Annotated in this window: 26 protein-coding genes; 19 read left to right on the top strand and 7 right to left on the bottom strand. The window is 75.1% G+C overall.

The window, feature by feature from the left end:
• Nucleotides 1–50: 50 nt before the first annotated feature.
• The 5 genes from SM611_RS32510 to SM611_RS32530 all read left to right on the top strand — a co-directional run bounded on the left by SM611_RS32510 (nt 51) and on the right by SM611_RS32530 (nt 4,117).
• Nucleotides 51–527, top strand: coding sequence for a helix-turn-helix domain-containing protein (locus tag SM611_RS32510; protein WP_371954157.1), 477 nt, complete (start codon nt 51–53; stop codon nt 525–527).
• A complete protein-coding gene (locus SM611_RS32515) occupies nt 520–888 on the top strand; it encodes a DUF4180 domain-containing protein (protein ID WP_371954158.1) in 369 nt (122 codons plus the stop codon). The genes SM611_RS32510 and SM611_RS32515 overlap by 8 nt, the downstream gene beginning before the upstream one ends.
• Nucleotides 889–1,238: 350 nt before the next feature.
• Nucleotides 1,239–2,696, top strand: coding sequence for a benzaldehyde dehydrogenase (locus SM611_RS32520; protein ID WP_371954159.1), 1,458 nt, complete (start codon nt 1,239–1,241; stop codon nt 2,694–2,696).
• A gap of 63 nt (nt 2,697–2,759) precedes the next feature.
• Nucleotides 2,760–3,728: an alpha/beta hydrolase gene (locus SM611_RS32525; RefSeq protein ID WP_371954190.1), complete on the top strand. Its 969-nt coding sequence runs from the start codon at nt 2,760–2,762 to the stop codon at nt 3,726–3,728.
• A 128-nt stretch (nt 3,729–3,856) separates the two neighbouring features.
• On the top strand, nt 3,857–4,117 hold the full coding sequence (locus SM611_RS32530) for a hypothetical protein (protein ID WP_371954160.1): 261 nt from the start codon (nt 3,857–3,859) through the stop codon (nt 4,115–4,117).
• Nucleotides 4,118–4,207: 90 nt separating this feature from the next.
• Here the strand turns inward: SM611_RS32530 and SM611_RS32535 are convergent, their stop codons facing one another.
• The 3 genes from SM611_RS32535 to SM611_RS32545 all read right to left on the bottom strand — a co-directional run bounded on the left by SM611_RS32535 (nt 4,208) and on the right by SM611_RS32545 (nt 7,452).
• Nucleotides 4,208–5,854 carry a DUF885 domain-containing protein gene (locus tag SM611_RS32535; protein WP_371954161.1) on the bottom strand — a complete coding sequence of 549 codons (1,647 nt, stop codon included), beginning with the start codon at nt 5,852–5,854 and terminating at the stop codon, nt 4,208–4,210.
• Nucleotides 5,855–5,921: 67 nt separating this feature from the next.
• Nucleotides 5,922–6,566: a LysE family translocator gene (locus tag SM611_RS32540; protein WP_371954162.1), complete on the bottom strand. Its 645-nt coding sequence runs from the start codon at nt 6,564–6,566 to the stop codon at nt 5,922–5,924.
• Between the two features lie 76 nt (nt 6,567–6,642).
• Complete coding sequence (locus tag SM611_RS32545; protein ID WP_371954163.1) at nt 6,643–7,452, bottom strand: hypothetical protein; 810 nt, start codon at nt 7,450–7,452, stop codon at nt 6,643–6,645.
• Between the two features lie 204 nt (nt 7,453–7,656).
• Between SM611_RS32545 and SM611_RS32550 the strand changes: the two genes are divergently transcribed.
• From SM611_RS32550 to SM611_RS32585, 8 genes are all read left to right on the top strand, one after another.
• Nucleotides 7,657–8,673 (top strand): AAA family ATPase, encoded by a 1,017-nt coding sequence (locus tag SM611_RS32550; RefSeq protein ID WP_371954164.1) that lies wholly within the window; start codon nt 7,657–7,659, stop codon nt 8,671–8,673.
• Nucleotides 8,670–9,713 carry a DUF58 domain-containing protein gene (locus tag SM611_RS32555; RefSeq protein ID WP_371954165.1) on the top strand — a complete coding sequence of 348 codons (1,044 nt, stop codon included), beginning with the start codon at nt 8,670–8,672 and terminating at the stop codon, nt 9,711–9,713. The genes SM611_RS32550 and SM611_RS32555 overlap by 4 nt, the downstream gene beginning before the upstream one ends.
• Nucleotides 9,710–10,657 carry a VWA domain-containing protein gene (locus SM611_RS32560; protein WP_371954166.1) on the top strand — a complete coding sequence of 316 codons (948 nt, stop codon included), beginning with the start codon at nt 9,710–9,712 and terminating at the stop codon, nt 10,655–10,657. The genes SM611_RS32555 and SM611_RS32560 overlap by 4 nt, the downstream gene beginning before the upstream one ends.
• A 56-nt stretch (nt 10,658–10,713) precedes the next feature.
• The gene (locus SM611_RS32565) at nt 10,714–11,328 is read left to right on the top strand and encodes a class I SAM-dependent methyltransferase (protein WP_371954167.1); all 615 of its coding nucleotides are present in this window, start codon (nt 10,714–10,716) and stop codon (nt 11,326–11,328) included.
• The gene (locus SM611_RS32570; RefSeq protein WP_371954168.1) at nt 11,325–11,876 is read left to right on the top strand and encodes a TrmH family RNA methyltransferase; all 552 of its coding nucleotides are present in this window, start codon (nt 11,325–11,327) and stop codon (nt 11,874–11,876) included. Before SM611_RS32565 ends, SM611_RS32570 begins: the two co-directional genes overlap by 4 nt.
• Nucleotides 11,877–11,999: 123 nt before the next feature.
• Nucleotides 12,000–12,344, top strand: coding sequence for a TraR/DksA family transcriptional regulator (locus tag SM611_RS32575; protein ID WP_371954169.1), 345 nt, complete (start codon nt 12,000–12,002; stop codon nt 12,342–12,344).
• Nucleotides 12,341–13,159, top strand: coding sequence for a rod shape-determining protein (locus SM611_RS32580; RefSeq protein ID WP_371954170.1), 819 nt, complete (start codon nt 12,341–12,343; stop codon nt 13,157–13,159). The genes SM611_RS32575 and SM611_RS32580 overlap by 4 nt, the downstream gene beginning before the upstream one ends.
• Nucleotides 13,160–13,303: 144 nt before the next feature.
• Complete coding sequence (locus SM611_RS32585; RefSeq protein WP_371954171.1) at nt 13,304–15,139, top strand: MFS transporter; 1,836 nt, start codon at nt 13,304–13,306, stop codon at nt 15,137–15,139.
• Between the two features lie 116 nt (nt 15,140–15,255).
• Here SM611_RS32585 and SM611_RS32590 read toward each other — a convergent pair whose 3' ends face one another.
• Nucleotides 15,256–15,477, bottom strand: a complete 222-nt coding sequence (locus SM611_RS32590; protein ID WP_371954172.1) for an EF-hand domain-containing protein — start codon at nt 15,475–15,477, stop codon at nt 15,256–15,258.
• Between the two features lie 113 nt (nt 15,478–15,590).
• On the opposite strand from SM611_RS32590, the gene SM611_RS32595 reads away from it, so the two are divergent.
• A complete protein-coding gene (locus SM611_RS32595) occupies nt 15,591–16,403 on the top strand; it encodes a glycerophosphodiester phosphodiesterase family protein (RefSeq protein WP_371954173.1) in 813 nt (270 codons plus the stop codon).
• 36 nt (nt 16,404–16,439) lie between these two features.
• Here SM611_RS32595 and SM611_RS32600 read toward each other — a convergent pair whose 3' ends face one another.
• Nucleotides 16,440–16,724, bottom strand: a complete 285-nt coding sequence (locus SM611_RS32600) for a type II toxin-antitoxin system Phd/YefM family antitoxin (RefSeq protein WP_371954174.1) — start codon at nt 16,722–16,724, stop codon at nt 16,440–16,442.
• 188 nt (nt 16,725–16,912) lie between these two features.
• Here SM611_RS32600 and SM611_RS32605 point away from each other — a divergent pair, with 188 nt between their 5' ends.
• The 3 genes from SM611_RS32605 (at nt 16,913) to SM611_RS32615 (ending at nt 18,563) form a co-directional block, all read left to right on the top strand.
• Nucleotides 16,913–17,476 (top strand): ClpP family protease, encoded by a 564-nt coding sequence (locus tag SM611_RS32605; RefSeq protein ID WP_371954191.1) that lies wholly within the window; start codon nt 16,913–16,915, stop codon nt 17,474–17,476.
• A complete protein-coding gene (locus SM611_RS32610) occupies nt 17,473–18,078 on the top strand; it encodes an ATP-dependent Clp protease proteolytic subunit (RefSeq protein ID WP_371954175.1) in 606 nt (201 codons plus the stop codon). Before SM611_RS32605 ends, SM611_RS32610 begins: the two co-directional genes overlap by 4 nt.
• Before the next feature lie 140 nt (nt 18,079–18,218).
• Nucleotides 18,219–18,563, top strand: coding sequence for an RNA polymerase-binding protein RbpA (locus SM611_RS32615; RefSeq protein WP_067638127.1), 345 nt, complete (start codon nt 18,219–18,221; stop codon nt 18,561–18,563).
• Between the two features lie 134 nt (nt 18,564–18,697).
• Here the strand turns inward: SM611_RS32615 and SM611_RS32620 are convergent, their stop codons facing one another.
• Both SM611_RS32620 and SM611_RS32625 read right to left on the bottom strand, forming a co-directional pair.
• Nucleotides 18,698–19,360 (bottom strand): response regulator, encoded by a 663-nt coding sequence (locus SM611_RS32620; RefSeq protein WP_371954176.1) that lies wholly within the window; start codon nt 19,358–19,360, stop codon nt 18,698–18,700.
• Nucleotides 19,357–20,355: a sensor histidine kinase gene (locus SM611_RS32625; RefSeq protein WP_371954177.1), complete on the bottom strand. Its 999-nt coding sequence runs from the start codon at nt 20,353–20,355 to the stop codon at nt 19,357–19,359. The genes SM611_RS32620 and SM611_RS32625 overlap by 4 nt, the downstream gene beginning before the upstream one ends.
• 135 nt (nt 20,356–20,490) lie before the next feature.
• Here SM611_RS32625 and SM611_RS32630 point away from each other — a divergent pair, with 135 nt between their 5' ends.
• Together SM611_RS32630 and SM611_RS32635 are read left to right on the top strand one after the other, a co-directional pair.
• Nucleotides 20,491–21,420 carry an ABC transporter ATP-binding protein gene (locus tag SM611_RS32630; RefSeq protein WP_371954178.1) on the top strand — a complete coding sequence of 310 codons (930 nt, stop codon included), beginning with the start codon at nt 20,491–20,493 and terminating at the stop codon, nt 21,418–21,420.
• Entirely contained in the window at nt 21,417–22,871 is a 1,455-nt protein-coding gene (locus tag SM611_RS32635; RefSeq protein ID WP_371954179.1) for an ABC transporter permease subunit, read from the top strand. Before SM611_RS32630 ends, SM611_RS32635 begins: the two co-directional genes overlap by 4 nt.
• Nucleotides 22,872–22,890 lie beyond the last annotated feature (19 nt).

Below are 22,890 nucleotides of genomic sequence, written 5' to 3' on the forward strand. Positions count from 1 at the left end.
AACTTCCCTAACTTCCCTATCGTTACGTGTATGCGTTACTTTAGGGAGTGATGGAGGAGAAACTGTACTCCGTGGAGGAGGTCGCCGCGCTGCTCGGGCTGCACGTGCGGACCGTGCGCGGCTACATCCGGGACGGGCGGCTCAAGGCGGCGCGGATCGGCAAGCAGTACCGCGTCGCGCGCGCCGACCTGGAGGCGCTGACCGGGCGGCCCGCGCCGGGCCCCGGCCCCGCGGCGGTCGAGGTGTCGAGCATCGTGCAGGTCGACGGGGTCGGGCGGGAGGCCGCCGGGCGGCTGGCGACGCTGGTGCAGGCGGGCGCCAACACCGGCGACCCGGGCCGGGCGCTGCGCCTGCAGGTCGTCCACGACGAGGAGAGGAACCGGTTGAAGATCGTCATCCTGGGCGGGGCGGCCGAGACCGCCGACCTGCTGCGCATGCTGGACGCCGTGATCGGCGGCGGCAACGACCTGCTCGACGGGCCCCCGCGGCCCTTGCGGCCCTTGCGGAACGAGGCCGCCGATGGCTGACGTGATCGAGGAGCGCGCCGGGACGCCGGTCCTGGTGTGCGACCCCGGCGGCCCGCCCATCGCCACCGAACAGGACGCCCTCGACCTGATCGGCGCCACGTACCTGGGCGCCGACGTGGTGGCGGTCCCGGCGTCGCGGCTGGACCGGCGGTTCTTCTCGCTCGGCACCCGCTTCGCCGGAGAGGTCATGCAGAAGTTCGCCAACTACCGGGTGCGGCTGGTGGTCGTCGGCGACATCTCCGCGCTCGTCGCGGCCAGCCCGGCACTGGCGGCCCTGGTGCGGGAGTCGAACACGGCCGGCCACGTGTGGTTCGTCCCCGACCTGGACGCCCTGGACGACCGGCTCCGCCACGCGGCCTGACCCGCCGCCCCCGCGAACGCGGGATCCCGCCCCCAGGGTGACAGCGGGGACGGGACCAGAGACGTCGGCGGGATTCGAACCCGCCCGGCGACGGCACTGCGTGCGGGCCCCCGCTCGAACCGCCCGTACCGCTCGGCCGAACCGCTCGGCCGCGGCGCCCGGAACGCCCGCCCGATCAGGGTGCCCTGCGTCCCGCCGGCACCGCAACACCATTTCCCGCCGCGGATGTTTCCGCTGGATGGAACGATGACGTTCCCGCGGGCGTCCGGCATGGTGAGGGTGGGAACGTGGCCCGCGCGCGGGCCCGCCCGGGCGCACCGAAACCGCGCGCACCGAAACGAGGAGGAACGATGGCGTTGCTCGACGCCGGCGTCTGGGCCGGGAAGATCTTCGACGGCGGCTGGCGGACCGTGGACGGCGGCGTCTACGACGTCACCGAACCCGCGACCGGCGCCACGCTCGGCACGCTCGGGCAGGCCGACGCCGGCGACGTGGCCCGCGCCGCACGCGCCGCCGCGGCCGCACAGCGCGACTGGGCGGCCCGCACCTACGAGGAGCGCGCCGCGGTCCTGCGCGCGGCGGGACGCCTCTTCGAAGAGCACGCCGCCGAGATCGGCGACTGGATCGTCCGGGAGGCCGGATCGATCCCCCCGAAGGCGCAGCTGGAGACCCACTTCGCCGAAAGCCTGTGCTACGAGGCGGCCGCGCTCGCCTCCCACCCCCAGGGCCTGGTGCTGCCGTCGGCGCAACCGCGCTGGAGCCTGGCGCGCCGCCGCCCCGCCGGCGTCGTCACCGTGATCGCGCCGTTCAACTTCCCCCTGATCCTGGCGATGCGGTCGGTCGCGCCCGCGCTCGCCCTCGGCAACGCCGTCCTGCTCAAGCCCGACCCGCGCACCGCGGTGTGCGCCGGCGTGTCCATCGCCCGCGTCTTCCAGGAGGCCGGCCTGCCCGAGGGCCTGCTGCAGCTCCTGCCGGGCGGCCGCGAGGCCGGCGAGGCGGTCGTCGCGGCGCCGGAGGTGCGGGTGGTGTCCTTCACCGGCTCCACCGCCGCCGGACGCAAGATCGGCGAAGTGTGCGGACGGCTCCTCAAGCGCGCCCACCTCGAACTCGGCGGCAACAACGCCCTGATCGTCCTGCCCGGCGCCGACGTGCCCGCCGCCGTGTCGGCCGGCGCGTGGGGCGCGTTCCTGCACCAGGGCCAGATCTGCATGACCGCCGGACGCCACCTCGTCCACGAGAGCCTGCACGCCGAGTACGTCGCGGCGCTCGCCGACAAGGCCGACAAGCTGCCCGTCGGCGACCCCGCCGCCGGGCAGGTCGCGCTCGGCCCGATCATCGACCAGGCCCAGCTCGCCCGCATCGACGACCTCGTCACCGGCACCGTCGCCGCCGGCGCCCGCCTCGCCGCCGGCGGCACCCACGAGGGCCTGTTCTACCGGCCGACCGTCCTGGACGAGGTCACCCCCGACATGCCCGCCTACGCCCAGGAGGTCTTCGGGCCGGTCGCGCCCGTCGTGCCGTTCTCCACCCCCGAGGAGGCCGTCGAACTGGCCTCGGCCACCGAGTACGGCCTGTCCCTGGGCATCCTCGGCGACGTCGGCCAGGCCATGAAAATCGCCGACGCGATCCCCACCGGCCTGGTCCACATCAACGACCAGACCGTCAACGACGAGCCCGTCGTCCCGTTCGGCGGGGTCGGCGCGTCCGGCAACGGGTCCCGGTTCGGCGGCCCCGACGCCAACATCGAGGCGTTCACCGAGACGCAGTGGGTCACCGTCCGCGGCGAGATCGCCACCTACCCGTTCTGACCAGCGGCCCGACCCGCCGGTTCCGGTGCGGGCGGCGGCCCGCCCGCTAGGCTCCGGGGTGTGATGGGACGCGACCCGGAGTACCTGGCGTTCCTGCGCCGCCGCCTCACCGAACCCCCCGAACCCCCCGAGAAGACCGGGACGGGCGGGCCGCGCGGGACGGTCGAGGACGCGCGCCGCGAGCACGCGGCCGACCTCGCCCGCTCCCCCCGCCCGCCCGTCGCCGCCGTCCGCGACCTCACCGTCGACGGCCCGGCCGGCCCCCTGCCCGCGCGCCTGTACCGGCCCGCATGGGACGGCCCGGCCCCCGTCCTGGTCTACTTCCACGGCGGCGGCTGGGTCCTCGGCGACGTCGACTCCTACGACCCCGTCGTACGCGCCCTCGCCGTCGCCAGCGGCGTCGCCTGGCTGTCGGTCGGGTACCGGCGCCCGCCCGAGGACCCCTTCCCCGCCGCGCTCGACGACGCCGTCGCCGCCGTCCGCTGGACCGTCCGCAACGCCCCCGCCCTCGGCCTGGACCCCGCCCGCACCGGCGTCGCCGGCGACAGCGCCGGCGGCCAGCTCGCCGCCGCGGCCGCCGGGCTCCTGCGCGCCCCCGGCCCCGACCGGCCCGTCCTGCAGGTGCTGCTGTACCCCGCCCTCGACCTGCGGGACGTCCCGCCGCCCCCACCCGACCCCGACGGCCTGCAACTCCCCCGCTCCGGCGTCGACCGCGCCCTGCGCGCCTACCTGCGCGGCACCGACCGCACCCGCCCCGAAGTGTCCCCGCTCCTGGACCCCGACCCGGCCACCCTCCCCCCGGCGGTCATCGCGACCGCCGAGCACGACCGGCTGCGCCCCCAGGCCGAGCACCACGCCGCCCGGCTGTCCGCCGCCGGCGTCCCCGTCACCCTCGTCACCGGCACCGGACTCGACCACGGATTCCTCGGCTGGGGCGCGTTCGCGCGCCGCCCCGCCGAGGCGATCAACGAGATCGGCGCCGCCGTCCACCGCGCCCTCACCGGCGTTCCGGACGGCCCGCCCACCGCCTGACATGCGACCTTAAAGACACTTGCCCCCGCCGTTTAGCTGGCTTGACGCGGGAAATCACAAAGGCACGACCCCCACGCCGGAACCCGACGACGGTCGAGGAGGCCACCGTCTTGTACAGGACGCACGAGATGCGGAACACCCGGACCGCCGAGTCCGGCCTGGAGGAATGGGCCTGCCCCACCTGCGGCCGCCGCATACTGCTGCGCTGGCCGCCCCACTACGTCAAAGAGGTCATCGACGCCGGCGACGAACAGGCATGCCACATCGCCAGCACCGCGGACGCCCCGCCCACCGACCCGGCCGGCGAACGCCGCCGGCTCCGCGAGACCGGCGTCCACGCCCTCACCGCACCCGTCCGGGCCGGCCTCAACCCTCCCGAACCCGTCTGACACGAACCCGTCCCCGCACCGCAACCCGACCGCACGCGCCCACCCGAACCAGCCGCGCCCGCATCAGCCGGCAGAATCCGGCACGCCCGGTCAACCCTTCGCCAGCTCCGCGCGCAGCAGATCCAACCCCATCGGGCCCAGATCCAGCGCCCGCCGGTGAAACCCCTTCAAATCGAACGCCGCACCCGCCCGCCGCCGCGCCGCCTCCCGCGCCTCCAGCCACACCCGCTCACCCAGCTTGTAGGCGATCGCCTGCCCCGGACGCCCCAGATACCGGTCGATCTCGAACGCCACCACCGAATCCGGATCCGGGCCCTTACGCGACCGCAGGAACGCCGCCCCCAGCTCCGGCGTCCACCGCTCCCCCTCATGGAACCCCGCCCCCGCCGGAATCGGCAGCTCCAGATGCAACCCGATGTCCAGCACCACCCGCGCCGCCCGGAACCGCTGACCGCCCGCCAGCATCCCCAGCCGGTGCGCCGGATCCCCGTAATGGCCCAGCTCGTCCATCAACCGCTCCGCATACAGGCCCCACCCCTCGCAATGCCCCGGATGCAGCTCGCTCGACAACCGCTGGAACCGGTTCAGCCGCGGATTCAGCGTCGTCACCCCCAGCTGCAGATGATGACCCGGCACCCCCTCGTGGAACATCGTCGTCGGCACCGTCCACGTCACCACCTCCGCCGACGGATCCCCCACCGTCCACCACACCGTCCCCGGACGCGACAGATCCTCCGCCGGCGCCAGATAGTAGATCCCCGACTCCACCGGCGGGATCCGGCACTCGATCCGCCGCAACGGCTCCGGAATGTCGAAATGCGCCCCGTCCAGATCCTCGATCGCCCGATCCGCCAGCTCCTGGATCCACGCCCGGAACGCCTCCGCCCCCTCGATCCGGTACGCCGGATCCGCGTCCAGCGCCGCCATCACCGCGGGCACCGGCTCACCCGGCAGGATCCGCGCCGCCGCCTCCGCCATCTCCGACTCGATCCGCGCCAGCTCCTCCCAGCCCCACGCGTACGTCTCCGCCAGATCCAGCTCCGTCCCCAGGAAATCACGCACCCCCAGCCGGTACCGGTCCGCGCCCAACGCGTCCCGCTCCGGCGCCCGCCCCGCCAGCGTCCCCCTCAGGAACCCCGCGAACTCCGCCAGCGCCGCCGACGCGCCCCGCACCGCCTCCCCCAGACCGTCCCGCAGCGCCCCGTCACCATGCCGGGACACCAGACCCCCCAGATACGCCGGGAACTCCGCGCACTCCCGCGCATTCCGCAGCACCTGCCGCCGCGCCGCAACACGCCCCCGCCCGCACGCCCGCTCCAGCGACACCCGCAACCCCGCCAGCGCACCCGGCAGCGCCCGCAACCGCCCGCACACCGCATCCCAATCGGTCTCCGCACCCTGATCCAGCAGTTCCACCGCCATCCGCAGCCGCTGCACCGGCCCGTCGGTGGTGTCCAGGAACCCTTCCCGCACCCCCGCCTCCTCCAGCGCCACCTCCACCTCGAGCCGCTCCCGCAGCACCGCCGCCGCGACCCGCCCCGCATCCCCCTCCACCCGCACCCGGCCCAGCTCCGCCAGCGTCCGCCGCGCCAGGTCCGCCCGCGCCGCCACCCCGTCCGGGCCGTAGTCGGTCAACCGCGCGTCCTGCCCCGCGATCCCCATCAGCGCCGCCAGACACGGATCCAGCGCGGCCAACTCGTCCGCGTACCGGTCGGCGAGATCATCCAGTGCGGTCATCGCCCCAGGCTACGACCCGCACCCCCAAAAGCGATCATGAAAATGTGCCAAAAGCGCCGCACCCCGCTCAGCGCGCCTCCGCCGCCAGCCGCACACCCAGCCCCACCAGCACCACACCCGACACCTGATCCAGCCGCCGCCGCACCACCGGACGCCCCAGCACCCGCCGCGCCGCCCCCACCAGCCACACAACCACCGCATACCACGCCAGATCGATCAACGCCCACAGCACCGAGAACCCCACCAGCACCCACGCCACCGGCCACCCCGCCGGCACGAACTGCGGCAGGAACGACACCGCGAACACCCCCGCCTTCGGATTCGCGAAATTCGTCACCAGCCCCAACCGGAAACACCGCCACCACGACAACCCCGGCCCGTCATCCGCCCCCGCACCCGCCCCGCCCGGCGCACCCGGCGCGCCACCGCGCCGCGCATGCCACAACGCCCGCACCCCGAACCACACCAGCACCACCGCACCCGCCACCCGCAACCCCTCGTACGCCAGCCGCGACGCCGCCAGCAGAGCCGACAACCCCACCGCCGCCGCCACCCCCCACACCAGCACCCCGGCCTCGTTCCCCAGCACCGTCGCCAGCCCGCCGCGCCGCCCCGACCGCACCGACTGCCGCATGATCACCACCGTGCTCGGCCCCGGCGCCATCGCGATCAGCACCGCCGCACCCGCGAACGCCAGCAGACTCTCCACCATCCGCCCATGCTCGCCACCCGCACCCGCCCGCGCAACGCCCTTTCCAGCAGCACCTTTTCCAGCAGCACGGTCCGCGCTACAGCGGCGCCCCGTCATCACCGCCGGTCCCGCCCGACGGCGTCTGGGACGGCGACGGGCTCGGCGGCGTCGTCGGCACCCGCGACGGCGACGGAGACGGCGACCTCGGCGACTGCGACGGAGACGGGAACGACGGCGTCGGCTCCGGCGGCGGAGGAGGCGGCTCCTTCACCACCGGCTGGCACGCGAACAGCACCCCCATCAACAGCGCCAGCGCCACCAGCGCCGCCGCCAACGCCACGATCGCCGCCACCAGAGAACGCTCCGGCGGACGCTCCCCCACCGGAACCCCCGCACCCGGCGCCGGGCCCGGCACCGGACGCGGCGGACCCTCCAACGCCGGCTCCCCCGACCCCAGCCAATACGGCTGGAACTGCGGACCACGCCGCCGCCCACCCCACCAGCCGCGCCCCGCCCCCTGGAACACCACCGGCTCCAGAAACCGCTCCGCCCCCACCCGATCGACCTCGTACAACGTCGCCACCCACGGCGCCGGACCATCCGGCTGCGCCGCCACCACCGGCGCCGCCCCACCCGGCCCACCACCGGAACCACCGCCCGGCAACCCCTCCGAACCCCGCCCCGGCACACCACCCGCCGCCGGCACCGCCGCATTGATCGCCGCACGAAACCGGCCCCGCGCCGCCGCGTCCCCCGCCGCACCCCGGTTCAGCACCGCCACACTCGCGCGCCGCCCCTCACCGTCCACCCCCAGGAACACGATCCCCGCGGCGGACTCCGACAGACGCGCCGACAGACGGAACGGCCCCAACTGAACAGGATCACCCGGCGGCAACGGCCTCGACATGGCCGCCACACTAACAACCACGCCCTACGATCGGGCCCAGGACCGGCACCGCGCCCCCGACCATCCCCGGCACACCGCTGAACCGATCATCGCCCGCACGCACGTATCCCGAACGAACGGGTACAAGTGATCGCGTAGGGTCAGAACACGCCCACCCGGCACCCGACGGACAGGCCCGCCAGGGACAGCGAGGGGACTCCCACCATGACCATCGCCGCCACGGACGTCGACGAGGCCGCGGCACTCCTGCAGAACACCCTCGCCGAGGTCAAGAAGGTCATCGTCGGCCAGGACCACATGGTCGAACGCATGATCGTCGCACTCCTCGCCCGCGGCCACTGCCTCGTCGAAGGCGTCCCCGGCGTCGCCAAGACCCTCGCCGTCGGCACCCTCGCCCGCGTCGTCGGCGGCACCTTCGCCCGCCTCCAGTTCACCCCCGACCTCGTCCCCTCCGACATCGTCGGCACCCGCATCTACCACCCCTCCACCGAGCAGTTCGACGTCGAACTCGGCCCCGTCTTCGTCAACTTCATCCTCGCCGACGAGATCAACCGCGCCCCCGCCAAAGTCCAGTCCGCCCTCCTGGAGGTCATGGCCGAACGCCAGGTCTCCATCGGCGGCACCACCTACCCCCTCCCCCGCCCCTTCATCGTCCTCGCCACCCAGAACCCCATCGAGTCCGAAGGCGTCTACCCCCTCCCCGAAGCCCAGCGCGACCGCTTCCTCATGAAGATCGACGTCCACCACCCCGCCGCCCACGAGGAACTCCAGATCCTCCAGCGGATGAGCGTCGACCCGCCCGAAGCCGCCCAGATCCTCGACACCGACCACCTCGCCGGACTCCAGCGCGCCGCCGAAGAGGTCTCCGTCCACGAACTCATCGCCGACTACATCGTCCGGCTCGTCATGGCCACCCGCGAACCCGACCAGTACCGCCTCCCCGACCTGCGCGGCGTCATCGAGATCGGCGCCAGCCCCCGCGCCACCCTCGGCATCGCCTCCGCCGCCCGCGCCCTCGCCCTGCTGTCCGGACGCGACTACGTCCTGCCCGACGACGTCCGCGCCGTCGCCTGCGACGTCATGGCCCACCGCCTCGTCCTCACCTTCGACTCCCTCGCCGACGGCATCGACCCCGGCGACGTCATCGCCCAGATCCTCGCCGCCGTCCCCCCGCCCCGCGTCGTCTGGAACCACGGAGCGGCGGCGGTGACCACCGCATGACCGCCAGGCGGACCACAGGCCGGCGCCCGCGCAGCGGCAAACTCGCCCACCTCGCACCCGAACGCACCCTGCGCCGCCTCGAACTCCAGGTCACCCGCCGCCTCGACGGACTCCTCAACGGCGAACACCTCGGCCTCATCCCCGGCCCCGGCACCGAACTCGCCGAAGCCCGCCTCTACCAGCCCGGCGAGGACGACGTCCGGCACATGGACTGGGCCGTCACCGCCCGCACCACCACCCCCCACGTCCGCGACCTCATCGCCGACCACGAACTCGAGGCCTGGGCGCTCGTCGACCTCACCCCCAGCATGGACTTCGGCACCCAGACCATGATCAAACGCGACCTCGCGGTCGCCGCCCTCGCCGCCGTCGGCTTCCTCACCGTCCGCCTCGGCGACCGCGTCGGCGCCTACCTCCTGCACGCGGACGGCATGCGCCGAAGGCCCGCCCGCACCGGCAAGGCCGCCATGTACGCCCTCCTCCAGGCCGTCCTGGACGCCCAGTCCGTGCACGACGGCGCCCACCGCGCCGACACCGCCCGCACCGCCGCACCGCCCCGCGACCTCGCCGCCGCCATCGCCTCCCTCGACCGCGGCCAGACCCGCCGCGGCCTCCGCGTGATCATCTCCGACTTCCTCGCCCCCGACGGCGCCGACCCCGCCGGCGACCCCGCCGGCGGCCGGCACGGGCAGCCCGGCTGGGAACGCCCGCTGCGCCGCCTCGCCGCCCGCCACCAGGTCCTCGCCATCGAGATCATCGACCCCCGCGAACTCGACCTCCCCGACGTCGGACTCGTCGAGATGGCCGACCCCGAGACAGGAACCGTCCACGAGATCGTGCTCAGCCGCCGCGTCCGCGAACGGTACGCCGCGGCCGCCGCCGCCCAGCGCGAGCGCACCCGCGACGCCCTCCGCCGCAGCGGCGCCCACCATCTCGTCCTGCGCACCGACCGCGACTGGATCGCCGACGTCGCCCGCTTCGCCCTCCGCCAGCGCCGCGCCGCAGGCCGGCCCTTCACCACCGCGGGAGTGCGCCCATGACCTTCCTGTCACCCGAACGCCTCTGGCTCCTCGGCCTCCTGCCGCTGCTCGCCGCCGCCTACCTGCTCATGCAGCTGCGCCGGCAGCGGTACGCCGTCCGCTTCACCAACCTCGCACTGCTGTCCCAGGTCGCCCCCAGGCGGCCCGGATGGCGCCGGCACGTCACCGCCGTCCTGTTCCTCGCCATGATCCTGCTGATGATGGTCGGGTTCGCGCGGCCGGCGACGTCCGTCAAGGTCCCCCGCGACCGCGCGACCATCATGGTCGCCGTCGACGTCTCGCTGTCCATGATGGCCAGGGACGTTTCGCCCAGCCGTTTCGACGCCGCCAAGGCCGCCGCCAAGAAGTTCATCGGGGACCTGCCCGGACGCTTCAACGTCGGCGTCGTCGGATTCGCCGGCAACGCCAACCTCGTCGCCGCGCCGTCCGCCGACCGGGACGCCGCCGTCGCCTCCCTCGACCAGCTCGTCCTGGCCAAGCGCACCGCGATCGGCGAGGCCGTCTTCACCTCCCTGCAGGCCGTCCGGTCCTTCGACGCCGAGGCCCGCCAGGACCCGCCGCCCGCCCACATCGTCCTGCTGTCCGACGGGGACAACACCACCGGGCGCTCCGTCCAGGAGGCCATCGACGCCAGCCGCGTCGCCCACATCCCCGTCTCCACCATCGCGTTCGGCACCCCCTACGGCACCGTCGACATCGAGGGCGAGACCACCAGCGTCTCGGTGAACAAGGAGACGCTGAAGACCCTGGCCGACAGCACCGAGGGCAAGGCCTACGAGGCCGCCGACGCCGGCCAGCTCGACGACGTCTACGGCAACATCGGCACCTCCCTTGGCTTCAAGACCGAGCACCGCGACGTCGCCGCCCGCTACCTCGGGATCGCGCTGCTGTTCGCCTTCGCCGCCGGCGGCGCCTCCCTCGCCTGGTTCTCCCGCCTGCCCTGAGTCCCCCCGCCCGACCGCGTCTTTCCGCCGCTCCCGCACTGGTAGCGTCGGCGGACGTGGGGGATCACTACTTCACCGAGCGGCCCGGAGCCGCCGGCCGGCGCCGCACCGTCGACCTCGTCCTGCCCGACCTGCACCTGCGGCTCGACACCGACAGCGGCGTGTTCTCCCCCGACCGCGTCGATCCCGGTACCCGCGTCCTGCTGGAGACGGTCCCGCCGCCCCCGCAGGACGGCGACCTCCTCGACCTCGGCTGCGGGTACGGCCCGATCGCCCTGACCCTCGCCAAGCGTTCGCCTTCGGCGATGGTGTGGGGCGTGGACGTTAACCGGCGGGCGTTGGAGATGGCGGAGGGCAATGCCAAAGCCGCCGGCCTTGACAATGTAAGGTTCGTAGTGGCTGACGAGATCGACCCCGGCCTCCGCTTCACCGCGATCTGGTCCAACCCCCCGATCCGCATCGGCAAGGCCGCGCTGCACGACCTCCTCCTCGCCTGGCTCCCCCGCCTGGCCCCCGGCGGCCTCGCCCACCTCGTCGTCCAGAAGCACCTCGGCTCCGACTCCCTGCAGCGGTGGCTAACCGGCCAGGGCTTCCCCACCGAGCGGATCGCCTCCCGGTCCGCCTACCGCGTCCTGCGCATCTCGTCCCGTACGGAAGGCCCCGCCCGATGAGCACCCCCGACCCCGCGACCGGCCGCCGGCAGCTGCGCGCCACCGACGTCAAGCGCCTCAACCGCGACTGGCGCCGCCGCACCGGCGCCCGCCTCGGCCTGCTCGTCGAATCCGTCACCCAGCCGTTCAACATGGGCTCGATCATCCGCAGCGCCGCCGTCTTCGGCGTCGAGCACCTCTGGCTCGCCGGGAACGCCACGCCGCCCACCCACCGGGGCGTCGCCAAGACCGCCCTCGGCACCGACCGCCTCGTCCCCTGGGAGCACGCCGGCACCCCCGCCGAGGCCGCCGCCGCCGTCCGCAAGGAGGGCCTGCGCCTCGTCGCCGTCGAACTCGCCACCGACGCCGTCCCCCTGCACGACGCCCCCCTCGACGGCGACGTCTGCATCGCCGTCGGCGGCGAGGACCACGGCTGCTCCCCCGCCCTCCTCGCCGCGGCCGACGCCGTCGCCTACATCCCGCAGATCGGACGCGTCGGCTCCCTCAACGTCGCCGTCGCCACCGCCATCGCCCTCGCCGAGGCCCGCCGCCGCGAATGGAGCGGCTGAGCCGCCTGCACCCCCGCACCCACCGCGAATGGGTGCTGCACCCCATGGCCGTCCCGGCCCCCTTGCCGCATGGTGGAGGTTCGCCACGCATTTACCTCCGGCGACCGAAGGGAGCCCATTGCGATGACGGTCAACAGCGCGGTCAACGGCGCGGCCGGCGATGCCCTCGGCGGCCACCCGCCGGGCGGCACGGCGGCACGGCAGGCCCGCGAGCTGCTGGAGCGCGAGCGCCGGACCCACATCGCAGAACTCGGGCTCCTCGAAGGCGAGAGCGCCCCCGACGAGGCCGTCATGGCCCGCCGCGGAACCCTGCAGAGCAACCTGGAGGAGATCGACGCCGCCCTCGCCCGCCTCGACGACGGCACCTACGGCCGCTGCGAGGACTGCCGCAAGCCCGTCCCCGAAGGCCGCCTGGAGATCATCCCGTACGCACGCCGCTGCGTGGTCTGCCAGCAGCGGCGGCGGTGACGGCCGCCACCGGGGCGGCACCGGACGGCCCGCGCGCCGCCCTCGACCTCGGCAGCAGCCGCGTCCGCGCGAGCGTGCCCGCCCTGGACGTGATCGTCGACCGCCCGTCTGCGGCCGGCGGACCCGGCCACGGCGGGCTGGCCGCCGCCGGGCGCCGCCGCCCGCGCGCGGGCGCGGCACGCCCCATCGAGCACGGCATGGTCGCCGACGCCGGCGCCTGCACCCGCCTCGCCCGCCTGACGCTGCTGGAGGCCGACCCCGGCCTCCGGCTCCGGCAGGTGCTGCTGGCCGTCCCCACCGCCGCCAGCGACGTCCAGGAGGGCCGCGCGGCCGCCGCCGTCCGCGCGGCCGCCGGGTGCCCGGTCCGGACGATGGAGGCGCCCCTCGCCGCCGCCATCGGCGCCGGGATCGACATCGGCGACCCGCGGCCACGGCTCGTCCTCGACATCGGCGCCGGCATCGTCGAGGCGGCCGTCGTCATGCGGGGCCGCGTGCACTCCGCGCGGTCCGTCCAGTACGTCCCCGACCAGCGGGTCGGGCACAGCGTGCCGCGGCTGCCCGAGCACGTCCGGGAGCGGCTCGCGGCGAGCGTCCACCACGTACTGGCCGACCTGCCCGCCCCGCTGCGCCGCACCGCCCGCGACGGCGGCCTCCTGCTCACCGGAGGCGGCGCCCGGCTCCCGTCCCTGCCCGGACGCCTCGCCGCCGAGATGGGCCTCACCGTCACGATCGCCCCGGATCCGGCACGCGCCACCATCCGCGGCCTCGCCCACGCCTGCCGGTCCCCCGGCGCCTGGGCCCTCACCCGCGCCTGACCGGCCCGCCCCTCGGCCCGCTACACTCCCTCCCGTGCTGTTCCTCATCTACGCGTAGGACGCCCCCGCCGCCGCGCTCGCGACGGCGGCCTCCGGCGTCCCCGTAAACGCCCCTCCGCGGGCCTCCCCTGAGGAACAACCCCCATGCCACCGTCGTACGCGGCCGTCCTGCGCGCCCCGCACGCCCTCCGCACCTTCGGCCTCGCCCTGGTGGGCCGCCTGTCCTACGGGACGGTCTTCCTGTCCCTCATGCTGGCGTTCACCGCCGCGACCGGCTCCTACACCCGGGCGGGCGGCCTCATGGCCCTGCTCGGCCTCACCGTGTCCACCCTGTCGCCGCTGCGCGCCGGGCTCATCGACCGGCACGGCCCGCGCCGCACCCTGCCGCCGATGGCCGCGGCCTTCTCCCTCACGCTCGCCGCCCTGGCCGCCCTCACCTGGCGCCCCGGCGCGCCGCTCCCGGCGCTGACGGCGCTCACGGCCGCGGCGGGGATCACCATGCCGCCGCTGGGCGTGGTCATGCGGACGCTGTGGAACGTCCTGCTGCCGGACGGGCCGCTGCTGCGCCGCGCCTACAGCCTCGACACCGTCTGCGAGGAGCTCGTCTTCGTCACCGGGCCGCTGCTGGCCGGGCTGCTGGCCGCGGCCGCCTCACCGTCCCTCGGGATCGCGCTGAGCGCCGTCCTCATGGGCATCGGCACCCTCGGGCTGGTCACGTCCCCGGCGGCGGCGCACCGGCCGCAGGGGCGCCGCCACCGGCCCCGCGCGCGCGTCATCCCGCTCGCGCCCTGCGCCGCCGCGGCGGCGACCGGCGTCGTGCTGGGCTCGACCGGCCTGCTGGCCGTCGCGTTCACCCACCGCCACCACCAGCCCGCGGCCGTCGCCTGGGTCGAGGCCGCGCTCGCCGTCGGCAGCACCCTCGGCGGCCTCGCCTACGGCGCCCTCAGCCGCGCGCTGCCCGGCCGCCGCCGGCTCGCCGCCCTGCTCTGCCCGCTGGGCACCGGGCTCGCCGCGGCGGGGCTCTCACCGTCCGTGCCCGTGCTGACCGCCGCGGCGTGCGCCGCCGGGCTCTTCATCAGCCCGGCGCTGACCTCCGCCTACCTGATCGCCGACGCGACCGCGCCGCCCGGGGCCCGCACCCGCGCGGCGGCCTGGGTCAACACCGCGCTGAACCTGGGCGCGGCCGGCGGGACCGCGGCGACCGGCGTCCTCCTGGACGCGCTGCCCCTGCCGCTCTGCTACGCCCTCGCCGCCGTCCCGGCCGCCGCCACCGCGGCGGCGCTCCTCGCGTTGCCGGAACGGCAACGCGATTCGCCGTCCGCGGCGACCACGGCGCACCATCGGGGCATGGACGACACCACCGACGCCAAGGAATTCTGGGACGCCCGCTACGCCGAGCGCGACCGCATCTGGAGCGGCGACCCCAACACCGCCCTCGTCCGCGAGGTCACCGGCACGGCGCCGGGCGCCGCGCTGGACCTCGGCTGCGGCGAGGGCGCCGACGCGATCTGGCTCGCCCGGCAGGGCTGGCGCGTCACCGCCGTGGACATCTCCGCCGTCGCCCTCGAACGCGCCGCGCGCCACGCCGCCGAGGCCGGCGTCGCCGGCCGCGTCGACTTCCAGCGGCACGACCTGGCCGCGTCGTTCCCCGAGGGCGCGTTCGACCTGGTCTCGGCCCAGTTCCTGCACTCCCCCGCGGACCTGCCCCGCGAGCGGGTCCTGCGGACCGCCGCCGCGGCCGTCGCACCCGGCGGGGTCCTGCTGATCGTCGGGCACGCCGGACCGCCGCCGTGGGACCCCGGCGCCCACCCGCACGTGCACCTGCCCACCCCGGACGAGGTGCTGGAGTCCCTGGAACTGCCGGACGGCGCATGGCGGGTGCTGGTCAGCGAGGAGCACGAACGTCTCCAGACCGCGCCCGACGGACGCACCATGACCCGCACCGACAACACCCTGAAGATCAGGCGCCTGCCGGCCTGACCCGTCGGGACCGGGCCGTCAGGACCGGGCCGTCAGGACCGGGCCGTCAGGACCGGGCCGTCAGGACCGGGCCGTCAGGACCGGGCCGTCAGGACCGGGCCGTCAGGACCGGGCCGTCAGGACCGGGCCGTCTGCTCCATCAGGGCGGTGAACTCCTCCAGGGAGATCTTGCCGTCCCGGTTGGCGTCGGCGGCCACGACCACCTCCACCGCGCGGGTCTCGGTGACGTCCTGGCCCAGCTTGGTCATCAGGTTCTTCAGCTCGTCCGTGGAGATGTAGCCGTCGCCGTCGACGTCCACGAGCTCGAAGGTCGCCCTGTAGTCGTTCACGTCCGCCATGCGGATCCTCCTTCGCCGATCGATTGCGGGGCGACCGTAGCACCGCGCCCGCCGGCACCGCCCTTTACGAAGTAAGGTCAAGCTTGGGCGCGCGGTCCGCCATAATCGGACGGGTGCGCCGCTCGTACGAGTTCCTCGACCATCCCGGGCCGATCCCCTTCGCCCACCGCGGCGGCGCGGCGGGCCGGCCCGAGAACTCGATGGCCGCGTTCCAGCGTGCCGCCGACCTCGGCTACCGCTACCTGGAGACCGACGCGCACGCCACCGCCGACGGCGTCGTCGTCGCCTTCCACGACCGCACGCTCGACCGCGTCACCGACCGCACCGGCACCATCTCCCGGCTGCCCTGGGCCGAGGTCGCCAAGGCCCGCATCGCCGGCACCGAGCCCGTCCCCCGCCTGGAGGACGTCCTCGGCTCCTTCCCGGACGCGCGCGTCAACATCGACCTGAAGGACGCCCACGTCATCGGCCCGCTCGCCACGACGCTGCACCGCACCAACGCCTGGAACCGGGTGTGCATCACCTCGTTCTCCACCCGCCGCCTGGCCCAGCTGCGCGCCCGCCTGCCCCTGTTCACCGACCGCGACGTGTGCACGGCCCTCGGCCCGCGCGGCCTGATGGCGCTGCGCGCCAAGTCCTACGGCGGCCCCGCCGCCAAGCTCGTCCGCCTGGCCGCCACCGGCGTCGCCTGCGCCCAGGTCCCCTACGGGCTCGGCCCCGTCCCCTTCGTCACCGAGTCCTTCGTCGAGCACGCCCACCGCCTCGGCCTGCAGGTCCACGCGTGGACGGTCAACGACCCCGCCGCCATGCGGCGCCTCCTGGACCTCGGCATCGACGGCATCATGACCGACGAGCTGGAGGCGCTGCGCCGCATCATGGCCGAACGCGGCCTCTGGCACTCCCCCAGCCCCGCGCGCACGCCCTGACGCCGGCCGGCCGAGGCCGGCGGCGCCGTCCGCGGGTCAGCGGTTGAAGCCCGGCGGGCGGTACTCGGCCGCGATGCGCATCGGCGGCCGCGGCTGCGGGCGCTCGGCGGGCCGGGACGGCTGCCCCGGTGGAACCGTCCCGCCGACCTGGAGGTCGGAGCGCTGGGCGCGGATCGCCTCCAGGAGTTCCAGATCCTCCGGGGAGACCAGGGCGGCCATCACCCTGCCGCGCCGCGTGAGCTTGACGGGCTCGCCGGTGTAGGCGACCCGGTTCACCAGGTCCGCGAACTGGGCCCGTGCTTCGGTTACCGGAACATCCACGTGATTCATCGTATAGCGAAACACCCGTCCTCCCCCTGGCCCGGTCGCGGGCGCGGGCTTACGCTCTCCGTACAGAGTGTACGAAACGTACAGATGATCGAGGAGGGGTCGTGCACGGCGAACCGGGTCAGGACGGCGGACGGCAGGCGGAGACGTTCGCGGGGAGGTCGCGGGCCGCGGTCGCGGAGATCCCGCGGCTCGCGGAGGCGCAGCTGTTCGAGCGCCTGCTCGCGCAGCGGATCGTGTTCCTCGGCAGCGAGATCGACGACGGCCTCGCCAACCGGGTCAACGCGCAGCTGCTGCTCCTCGCGGCGCAGGACGCCCGGCGCGACATCACGCTCTACATCAACTCCCCCGGCGGGGTCGTGGACGCCGGAATGGCGATCTACGACATGATGCAGTTCGTCCCGAACGACATATCCACCGTCGCGATGGGCATGGCCGCGTCCATGGGACAGACGCTGCTGTGCGCGGGGACGCGGGGCAAGCGGTACGCCCTGCGGCACGCGCGCGTGATGATGCACCAGCCGCACGGCGGGATCGGCGGCACCGCGTCCGACATCAAGATCCAGGCCGAGCAGTCGCTCTACCTCAAGCGGACCCTGGCCGAGCGGACGGCGTTCCACACCGGGCAGCCGCTGGAGCGGATCGAGGCCGACGGCGACCGGGACGCGTGGTTCACCGCCGAGGAGGCCCGCGACTACGGTTTCGTGGACCATGTCGTCGACAGCACCGACCGGGTGGGCACATGACACGTGCGGAACGGCGGTACCTCGTCCCCGAGTACGAGGAGCAGACCGGCTACGGCCGCAAGGACACCAACCCCTACAACAGGCTGTTCGAGGACCGCATCGTCTTCCTCGGGGCGCCGGTGGACGACACCAGCGCCAACGACGTCACGGCGCAGATGCTCGCGCTGGAGTGGATGGACGCCGACCGGCCCATCTCGCTCTACATCAACTCGCCGGGCGGGTCGCTGACGGCGATGCTGGCGATCTGCGACACGATGCGCTACGTCCGGCCCGAGGTCGAGACGACGTGCGTGGGGCAGGCCGGGTCGGCGGCGACGGTCCTGCTGGCCGCCGGATCCCCGGGCCGGCGGCAGGCGCTGCGCGGCGCGCGGATCCTGCTGCACGAGCCGGAGATCGAGGTGTCCCGCGGGTACGCCACCGACCTGGACATCCAGGCGCGCGAGGTGCTGCGGCTGCGGGCGCAGACCGAGGCGATCCTGGCGGAGGCCACCGGGCGCGGCCCCGAGGGGGTGCGCCGCGACCTGGACCGCGAACGCTACTTCACCGCGGCGGAGGCCAAGGAGTACGGCCTGATCGACCACGTGCTCACGTCCCGTGGCTAGCGGGAGCGCCGGACATTTCGCGGCGGCGGCCCGGTGCGGCCGGAAACGACAGGGTTGGATCATGCCGCGCAGGGGAATCTTGTCACGGTGTTCAGCGTTGGTCAGGGCAAGACCGCAAGCCGTCTGGGAGGCACGTGACGATGGCCGAGCGCGCACTTCGCGGCACCCGACTCGGAGCGACGAGCTACGAGAACGATCGCAACACCGATCTGGCCCCTCGGCAAGAGGTGGACTACACCTGCACCAAGGGCCACCGGTTCACCGTGACGCTCGCAGCCGAGGCCGAGGTGCCGATGACCTGGGAATGCCGCAACTGCGGCGCCACGGCCCTGCGGGTCGACGGTGAGCTGCCCCAAACCAAGAAGGGCAAGCCGCCGCGGACCCACTGGGACATGCTCATGGAGCGCAGGACCGTCGAGGACTTGGAGGAGGTCCTCGCCGAGCGCCTCGAGATACTGCGGGCGGGACGCAGGAAATCCGCATGAGCCGCTGAGAGAGTCTTGACGGACGGGCCCGTGCCGGCGACGGCGCGGGCCCGGCCCATGCCCGGGCACAGGACGTCCGTGCGCGCGTCCTGGAGAGGCGGGACGTGTGGAGGCGGGCCGGAGGCGGGGCGCCGTCAGCCGCCGGCGCGGGGCCGGACGAGGCCGCTCTCGTAGGCGGTGACGACGGCCTGGACGCGGTCGCGCAGCCCGAGTTTGCGCAGGATGCGGCTGACGTGGGTCTTCACCGTCTCCTCCCCCACGACGAGGCGGGCGGCGACCTCGGCGTTGGACAGGCCCGCGGCGACCAGGCGCAGCACGTCGGTCTCGCGCGGGGTGAGGACGTCCAGGACGTCCGGCGCGGGCGGGCGGGGGCGCAGCCGGGCGAACTCGCCGATGAGGCGGCGGGTGACGGCGGGGGCGAGCAGCGCCTCCCCGGCGGCGACGACCCGGACGGCGTCGAACAGCCGCTCGGCGGTGACGTCCTTGAGCAGGAAGCCGCTGGCGCCCGCGACCAGGGCGTCGTAGACGTGCTCGTCGAGGTCGAACGTGGTCAGCATGAGGACGCGCGGCGGGTCCGGTTCGGCGGTGACGCGGCGGGTGGCCTCGATGCCGTCCATGACGGGCATCCGGACGTCCATGAGCACGACGTCGGGCCGGTGCTCGCGGCACACCCCGACCGTCTCGGCGCCGTCGGACGCGGTCGCCACGACGGCGAGGTCCGGCTGGGTGCCGAGCAGCGCCCCGAACCCGGCCCGGACCACCTCCTGGTCGTCGGCCACCACCACGCGGACGGTCACGGCGCCTCCAGCGGGAGCGTCGCCTCGACCAGGAACCCGCCGAGGGGGCCGGGACCGGTGCGCAGGTCACCGCCGACCGCGGCGGCGCGCTCGCGCATGCCGAGCAGCCCGTGCCCGGCCGGACCGGGCCCGGGGCCCGGGCAGGGGCCGGGGCCGTTGTCGCGGACGGTCACCCGCAGCGCGTCCGGCGCGTAGTGGACCTCCACGTCGACGGCGGCGCCCGGCGCGTGCCTGCGGGCGTTGGTGAGGGCCTCCTGGGCGATCCGGTAGGCGGCCAGTTCCAGGCCGGGGTCGAGGGCGGCGACGGCCCCCCGGACGATCAGCCGGGCCCCGGCGGCGCCCGACGCGCGGGTCTCATCGACGAGGTCGAGGAGCTGCTGCAGGCCCGGCTGCGGGCGGCGGGTCGGCTCGGCCCCGGCGTCCTCGCGCAGCACGCCGAGCAGCCGCCGCATCTCGGTCAGCGCGGTGCGGGCGGTGTCGCCGATGGCCAGCAGCCGCGCGGCGCCCTCGGCCGGCATCCCGGGGACGGCCAGCCGCGCCGTCTCCGCCTGCACGGAGATCATCGAGATGTGGTGGGCGACGACGTCGTGCAGCTCCCGGGCGATGCGGGCCCGCTCGCGCCGCGCGGTGTGCTCCAGCAGGGTGCTCTCGAACGCGCGGCGGGACGCGGCGAGCGCGGCGGCCTCCGCGCGCCGCCGCAGGATCCGCCGCCGCGCCAGGGCCGTCCAGACGGTCGCGAGCGCGGCGAGGGCGGCGACGGCGGCGCCCCCGTGCAGGACGCAGGCCGCCGCCGCCGCGACCGTGATCGTCGCCGCGGCGGCGGTGATCCGGTCGCGGGCGAGGGCGAGCGGGAGCGTCGCGCACACGTCCACCACGATCGCCAGGGACAGGACCACGCCGGAGCCGTGCGTGCGGAGGACGGCCTCGGCGGCGCCGGCCGCGGCGAGGCAGGCGCCTACCGCCGGCCACCGCGACCTCCCGCCGTTGTCCGCCACGCCGATCATTGTCGCGCGTACGGCGGCCCGGGGCGTCCCTCCCGAGGGGGACGCCCCCTCCCCCGTCCCCCGCCCGCGAAGACCGCTCCGCGGCGGGACGCCCCGGCGCCGCCGCGGTCCGTAGCCTCCCTGGGCATGGAGGCAACCATCGAAGTGCGGGGCCTGCGCAAGCGGTACGGCTCCGCCGTCGCCGTGGACGGGCTGTCGTTCACGGCCGGGCCCGGGCAGGTCACCGGGTTCGTCGGCCCGAACGGCGCCGGCAAGTCCACCACCATGCGGATGATCATGGGCCTGGACCGGCCCGACGCCGGGACGGCGCTGGTCGGCGGGCGTCCCTACCGGTCGCTGAAGGCGCCGCTGTGCCGCCTCGGCGCGATGCTGGACGCGTCGGCGGTGCACCCGGCGCGCCGGGCCCGCGACCATCTTTGCTGGCTCGCGCACGCCAACGGGCTGCCGGCCCGCCGGGTGGACGAGGTGATCGAGCTGGCCGGGCTCGGCGGCGCGGCGCGGCGGCGGGCGGGCGGGTTCTCGCTGGGCATGCGCCAGCGGCTCGGGATCGCCGCGGCGCTGCTCGGGGACCCGCCGGTACTGATGTTCGACGAGCCGGTCAACGGCCTGGACCCCGAGGGCATCGCCTGGATCCGGGGGCTGCTGCGGTCGCTGGCCGCCGAGGGGCGGGCGGTGCTGGTGTCCAGCCACCTCATGAGCGAACTGGAGGGCGGCGCCGACCACCTGGTCGTCATCGGGCGGGGCCGGCTGATCGCCGACACCGGGGTCGCCGAACTGCTGGAGGCCGCGTCCGGCGGGCGGGTCGAGCTGCGCACCGCGCGGCGCCAGGAGGCCATGACGGTGCTGGCCCGCGCGGGCGCCACGGTGACGGCGACGGGCCCGGACGCGGTGACGGTCGCGGGCCTGCCGTCCGAGCGGGTCATCGAGACGCTCACCGGCGCCGGCGTGCCGTTCAGCGGGATCACCGCGCACCGCGCGTCGCTGGAGGAGGCGTACATGGAACTGACCCGGGACGCGGTGGAGTTCCAGGCCCTGACCGGTGGGGAGGCCCAGTGACCGCCCCGGCCCCCGCGGCGGGGACGGCGTACCGCAGCGGCGTCGAGGCGGAGGCGCACGACGGGTTCGGGCGGCTGCTGCTGGCCGAGTGGACCAAGCTCCGGACCGTCCCGCGGTGGATGCTGACGCTGCTGGCGTCGGTCCTGCTGACGGTCCTGGTGGCGCTGCTGTCGGCGGCGGGGACCGAGTCCACGGGCTCGGGCGGCGAGTCCGGCCCCACGCCCCTCACCGCGGCCTCCGACCTGGGGCACTACACCTACCTGCCGCTCGCGGGGGACGGCGCGGTCGCCGCCCGCGTCGCGTCGCAGGACGGCGGCGGCGCGTGGGCCAAGGCCGGGCTCATGATCCGGAGCAGCACGCGGCAGGGCGCCCCGTACGCGGCGCTGATGGTGACGCCCGGCCACGGCGTCCGGCTGCAGACCGGTTATGAGGGCGGCGGCCAGGGCGGCGGGACGGCGACCGCGCCGCGCTGGCTGAGGCTGACCCGCTCCGGCACGACCGTGACGGGCTACGACTCCGCGGACGGGCGGACCTGGCACCGCGTCGGGTCGGTCCGCCTGGAGGGGCTGCCCCGGGACGCGCTGGCCGGGATGTTCGTGGCCGCCCCCGACAGGGTCGAGGTGCAGCGGCAGTTCGGCGGCGAGAGCATCTCCGGGGAGCCCGGCGCCACCCGCGCGACGTTCGACCACGTGTCGGTGTCGCCCGCGCCGCCGGGCGCGTCCTGGCGGGACCGGGGCATGCCGGGCGGGCCAGCGGCCGACCCGGACGCGGACGGCCGAACCCAGAGCGGCGGGACGTTCGCCCTGAAGGGGACGGGCGACATCGGCCCGGACCGGTTCGCCGACGACATCACCAAGACGACGCTCACCGGCGTGCTGATCGGGCAGGCGGCGATCGTCGCGCTCGCGGTGCTGTTCGTGACGGCCGAATACCGGCGCGGCATGCTGCGGACCACGCTCGCGGCATCCCCGCGGCGGGGACGGGTGCTCGCCGCCAAGGCGGTCGTCGCGGGCCTCGCGTCGCTGGCCGCCGGGCTGGCGGCGGCCTTCGGCGCGGTGCTGCTCGCCCGGCCGGTGCTGCGTTCGCACGGCATGTCCCCGCCGCCGGTGTCGGACGCGGCGGTGCTGCGGGCCGTCCTCGGCACCGCGGTGCTGCTCGCCGTCGTCGCGGTGTTCTCCCTGGCCGTCGCGGTGATCGTGCGGCGCAGCGCGCCCGCGATCACGATCGTCCTGCTGCTCCTGCTCGTCCCGCAGATCGTGGCGACGGGGCTGCCGCTGTCGGCGGCCCGGTGGCTGGAGCGGCTCACCCCCGCCGCCGGGTTCGCGATCCAGCAGACGGTCACCCGGTTCGACCAGGCGATCGGCCCGTGGGCCGGGCTCGGGGTGCTGTGCGGGTACACGGCGGCGGCGCTGGCCCTGGCCGCGTGGCTGTTCCGGAAGAGGGACGCATGAGCGGAGCGAACCAGGGGGC

Origin of the sequence: Actinomadura monticuli (assembly GCF_041463655.1) — a bacterium.
GTDB classification, from domain to species: Bacteria; Actinomycetota; Actinomycetes; order Streptosporangiales; family Streptosporangiaceae; genus Spirillospora; species Spirillospora monticuli.

Bases quoted from the DNA above. Each gene is read 5' to 3' on its own strand.
- SM611_RS32550 (WP_371954164.1), top strand. From the start codon at position 7,657: ATGACCATCGCCGCCACGGACGTCGACGAGGCCGCGGCACTCCTGCAG.
- SM611_RS32520 (WP_371954159.1), top strand. From the start codon at position 1,239: ATGGCGTTGCTCGACGCCGGCGTCTGGGCCGGGAAGATCTTCGACGGC.
- SM611_RS32585 (WP_371954171.1), top strand. From the start codon at position 13,304: ATGCCACCGTCGTACGCGGCCGTCCTGCGCGCCCCGCACGCCCTCCGC.
- SM611_RS32540 (WP_371954162.1), bottom strand. From the start codon at position 6,566: ATGGTGGAGAGTCTGCTGGCGTTCGCGGGTGCGGCGGTGCTGATCGCG.
- SM611_RS32610 (WP_371954175.1), top strand. From the start codon at position 17,473: ATGACACGTGCGGAACGGCGGTACCTCGTCCCCGAGTACGAGGAGCAG.
- SM611_RS32545 (WP_371954163.1), bottom strand. From the start codon at position 7,452: ATGTCGAGGCCGTTGCCGCCGGGTGATCCTGTTCAGTTGGGGCCGTTC.
- SM611_RS32530 (WP_371954160.1), top strand. From the start codon at position 3,857: ATGCGGAACACCCGGACCGCCGAGTCCGGCCTGGAGGAATGGGCCTGC.
- SM611_RS32630 (WP_371954178.1), top strand. From the start codon at position 20,491: ATGGAGGCAACCATCGAAGTGCGGGGCCTGCGCAAGCGGTACGGCTCC.
- SM611_RS32555 (WP_371954165.1), top strand. From the start codon at position 8,670: ATGACCGCCAGGCGGACCACAGGCCGGCGCCCGCGCAGCGGCAAACTC.
- SM611_RS32575 (WP_371954169.1), top strand. From the start codon at position 12,000: ATGACGGTCAACAGCGCGGTCAACGGCGCGGCCGGCGATGCCCTCGGC.
- SM611_RS32535 (WP_371954161.1), bottom strand. From the start codon at position 5,854: ATGACCGCACTGGATGATCTCGCCGACCGGTACGCGGACGAGTTGGCC.
- SM611_RS32570 (WP_371954168.1), top strand. From the start codon at position 11,325: ATGAGCACCCCCGACCCCGCGACCGGCCGCCGGCAGCTGCGCGCCACC.
- SM611_RS32560 (WP_371954166.1), top strand. From the start codon at position 9,710: ATGACCTTCCTGTCACCCGAACGCCTCTGGCTCCTCGGCCTCCTGCCG.
- SM611_RS32615 (WP_067638127.1), top strand. From the start codon at position 18,219: ATGGCCGAGCGCGCACTTCGCGGCACCCGACTCGGAGCGACGAGCTAC.
- SM611_RS32525 (WP_371954190.1), top strand. From the start codon at position 2,760: ATGGGACGCGACCCGGAGTACCTGGCGTTCCTGCGCCGCCGCCTCACC.
- SM611_RS32515 (WP_371954158.1), top strand. From the start codon at position 520: ATGGCTGACGTGATCGAGGAGCGCGCCGGGACGCCGGTCCTGGTGTGC.
- SM611_RS32590 (WP_371954172.1), bottom strand. From the start codon at position 15,477: ATGGCGGACGTGAACGACTACAGGGCGACCTTCGAGCTCGTGGACGTC.
- SM611_RS32510 (WP_371954157.1), top strand. From the start codon at position 51: ATGGAGGAGAAACTGTACTCCGTGGAGGAGGTCGCCGCGCTGCTCGGG.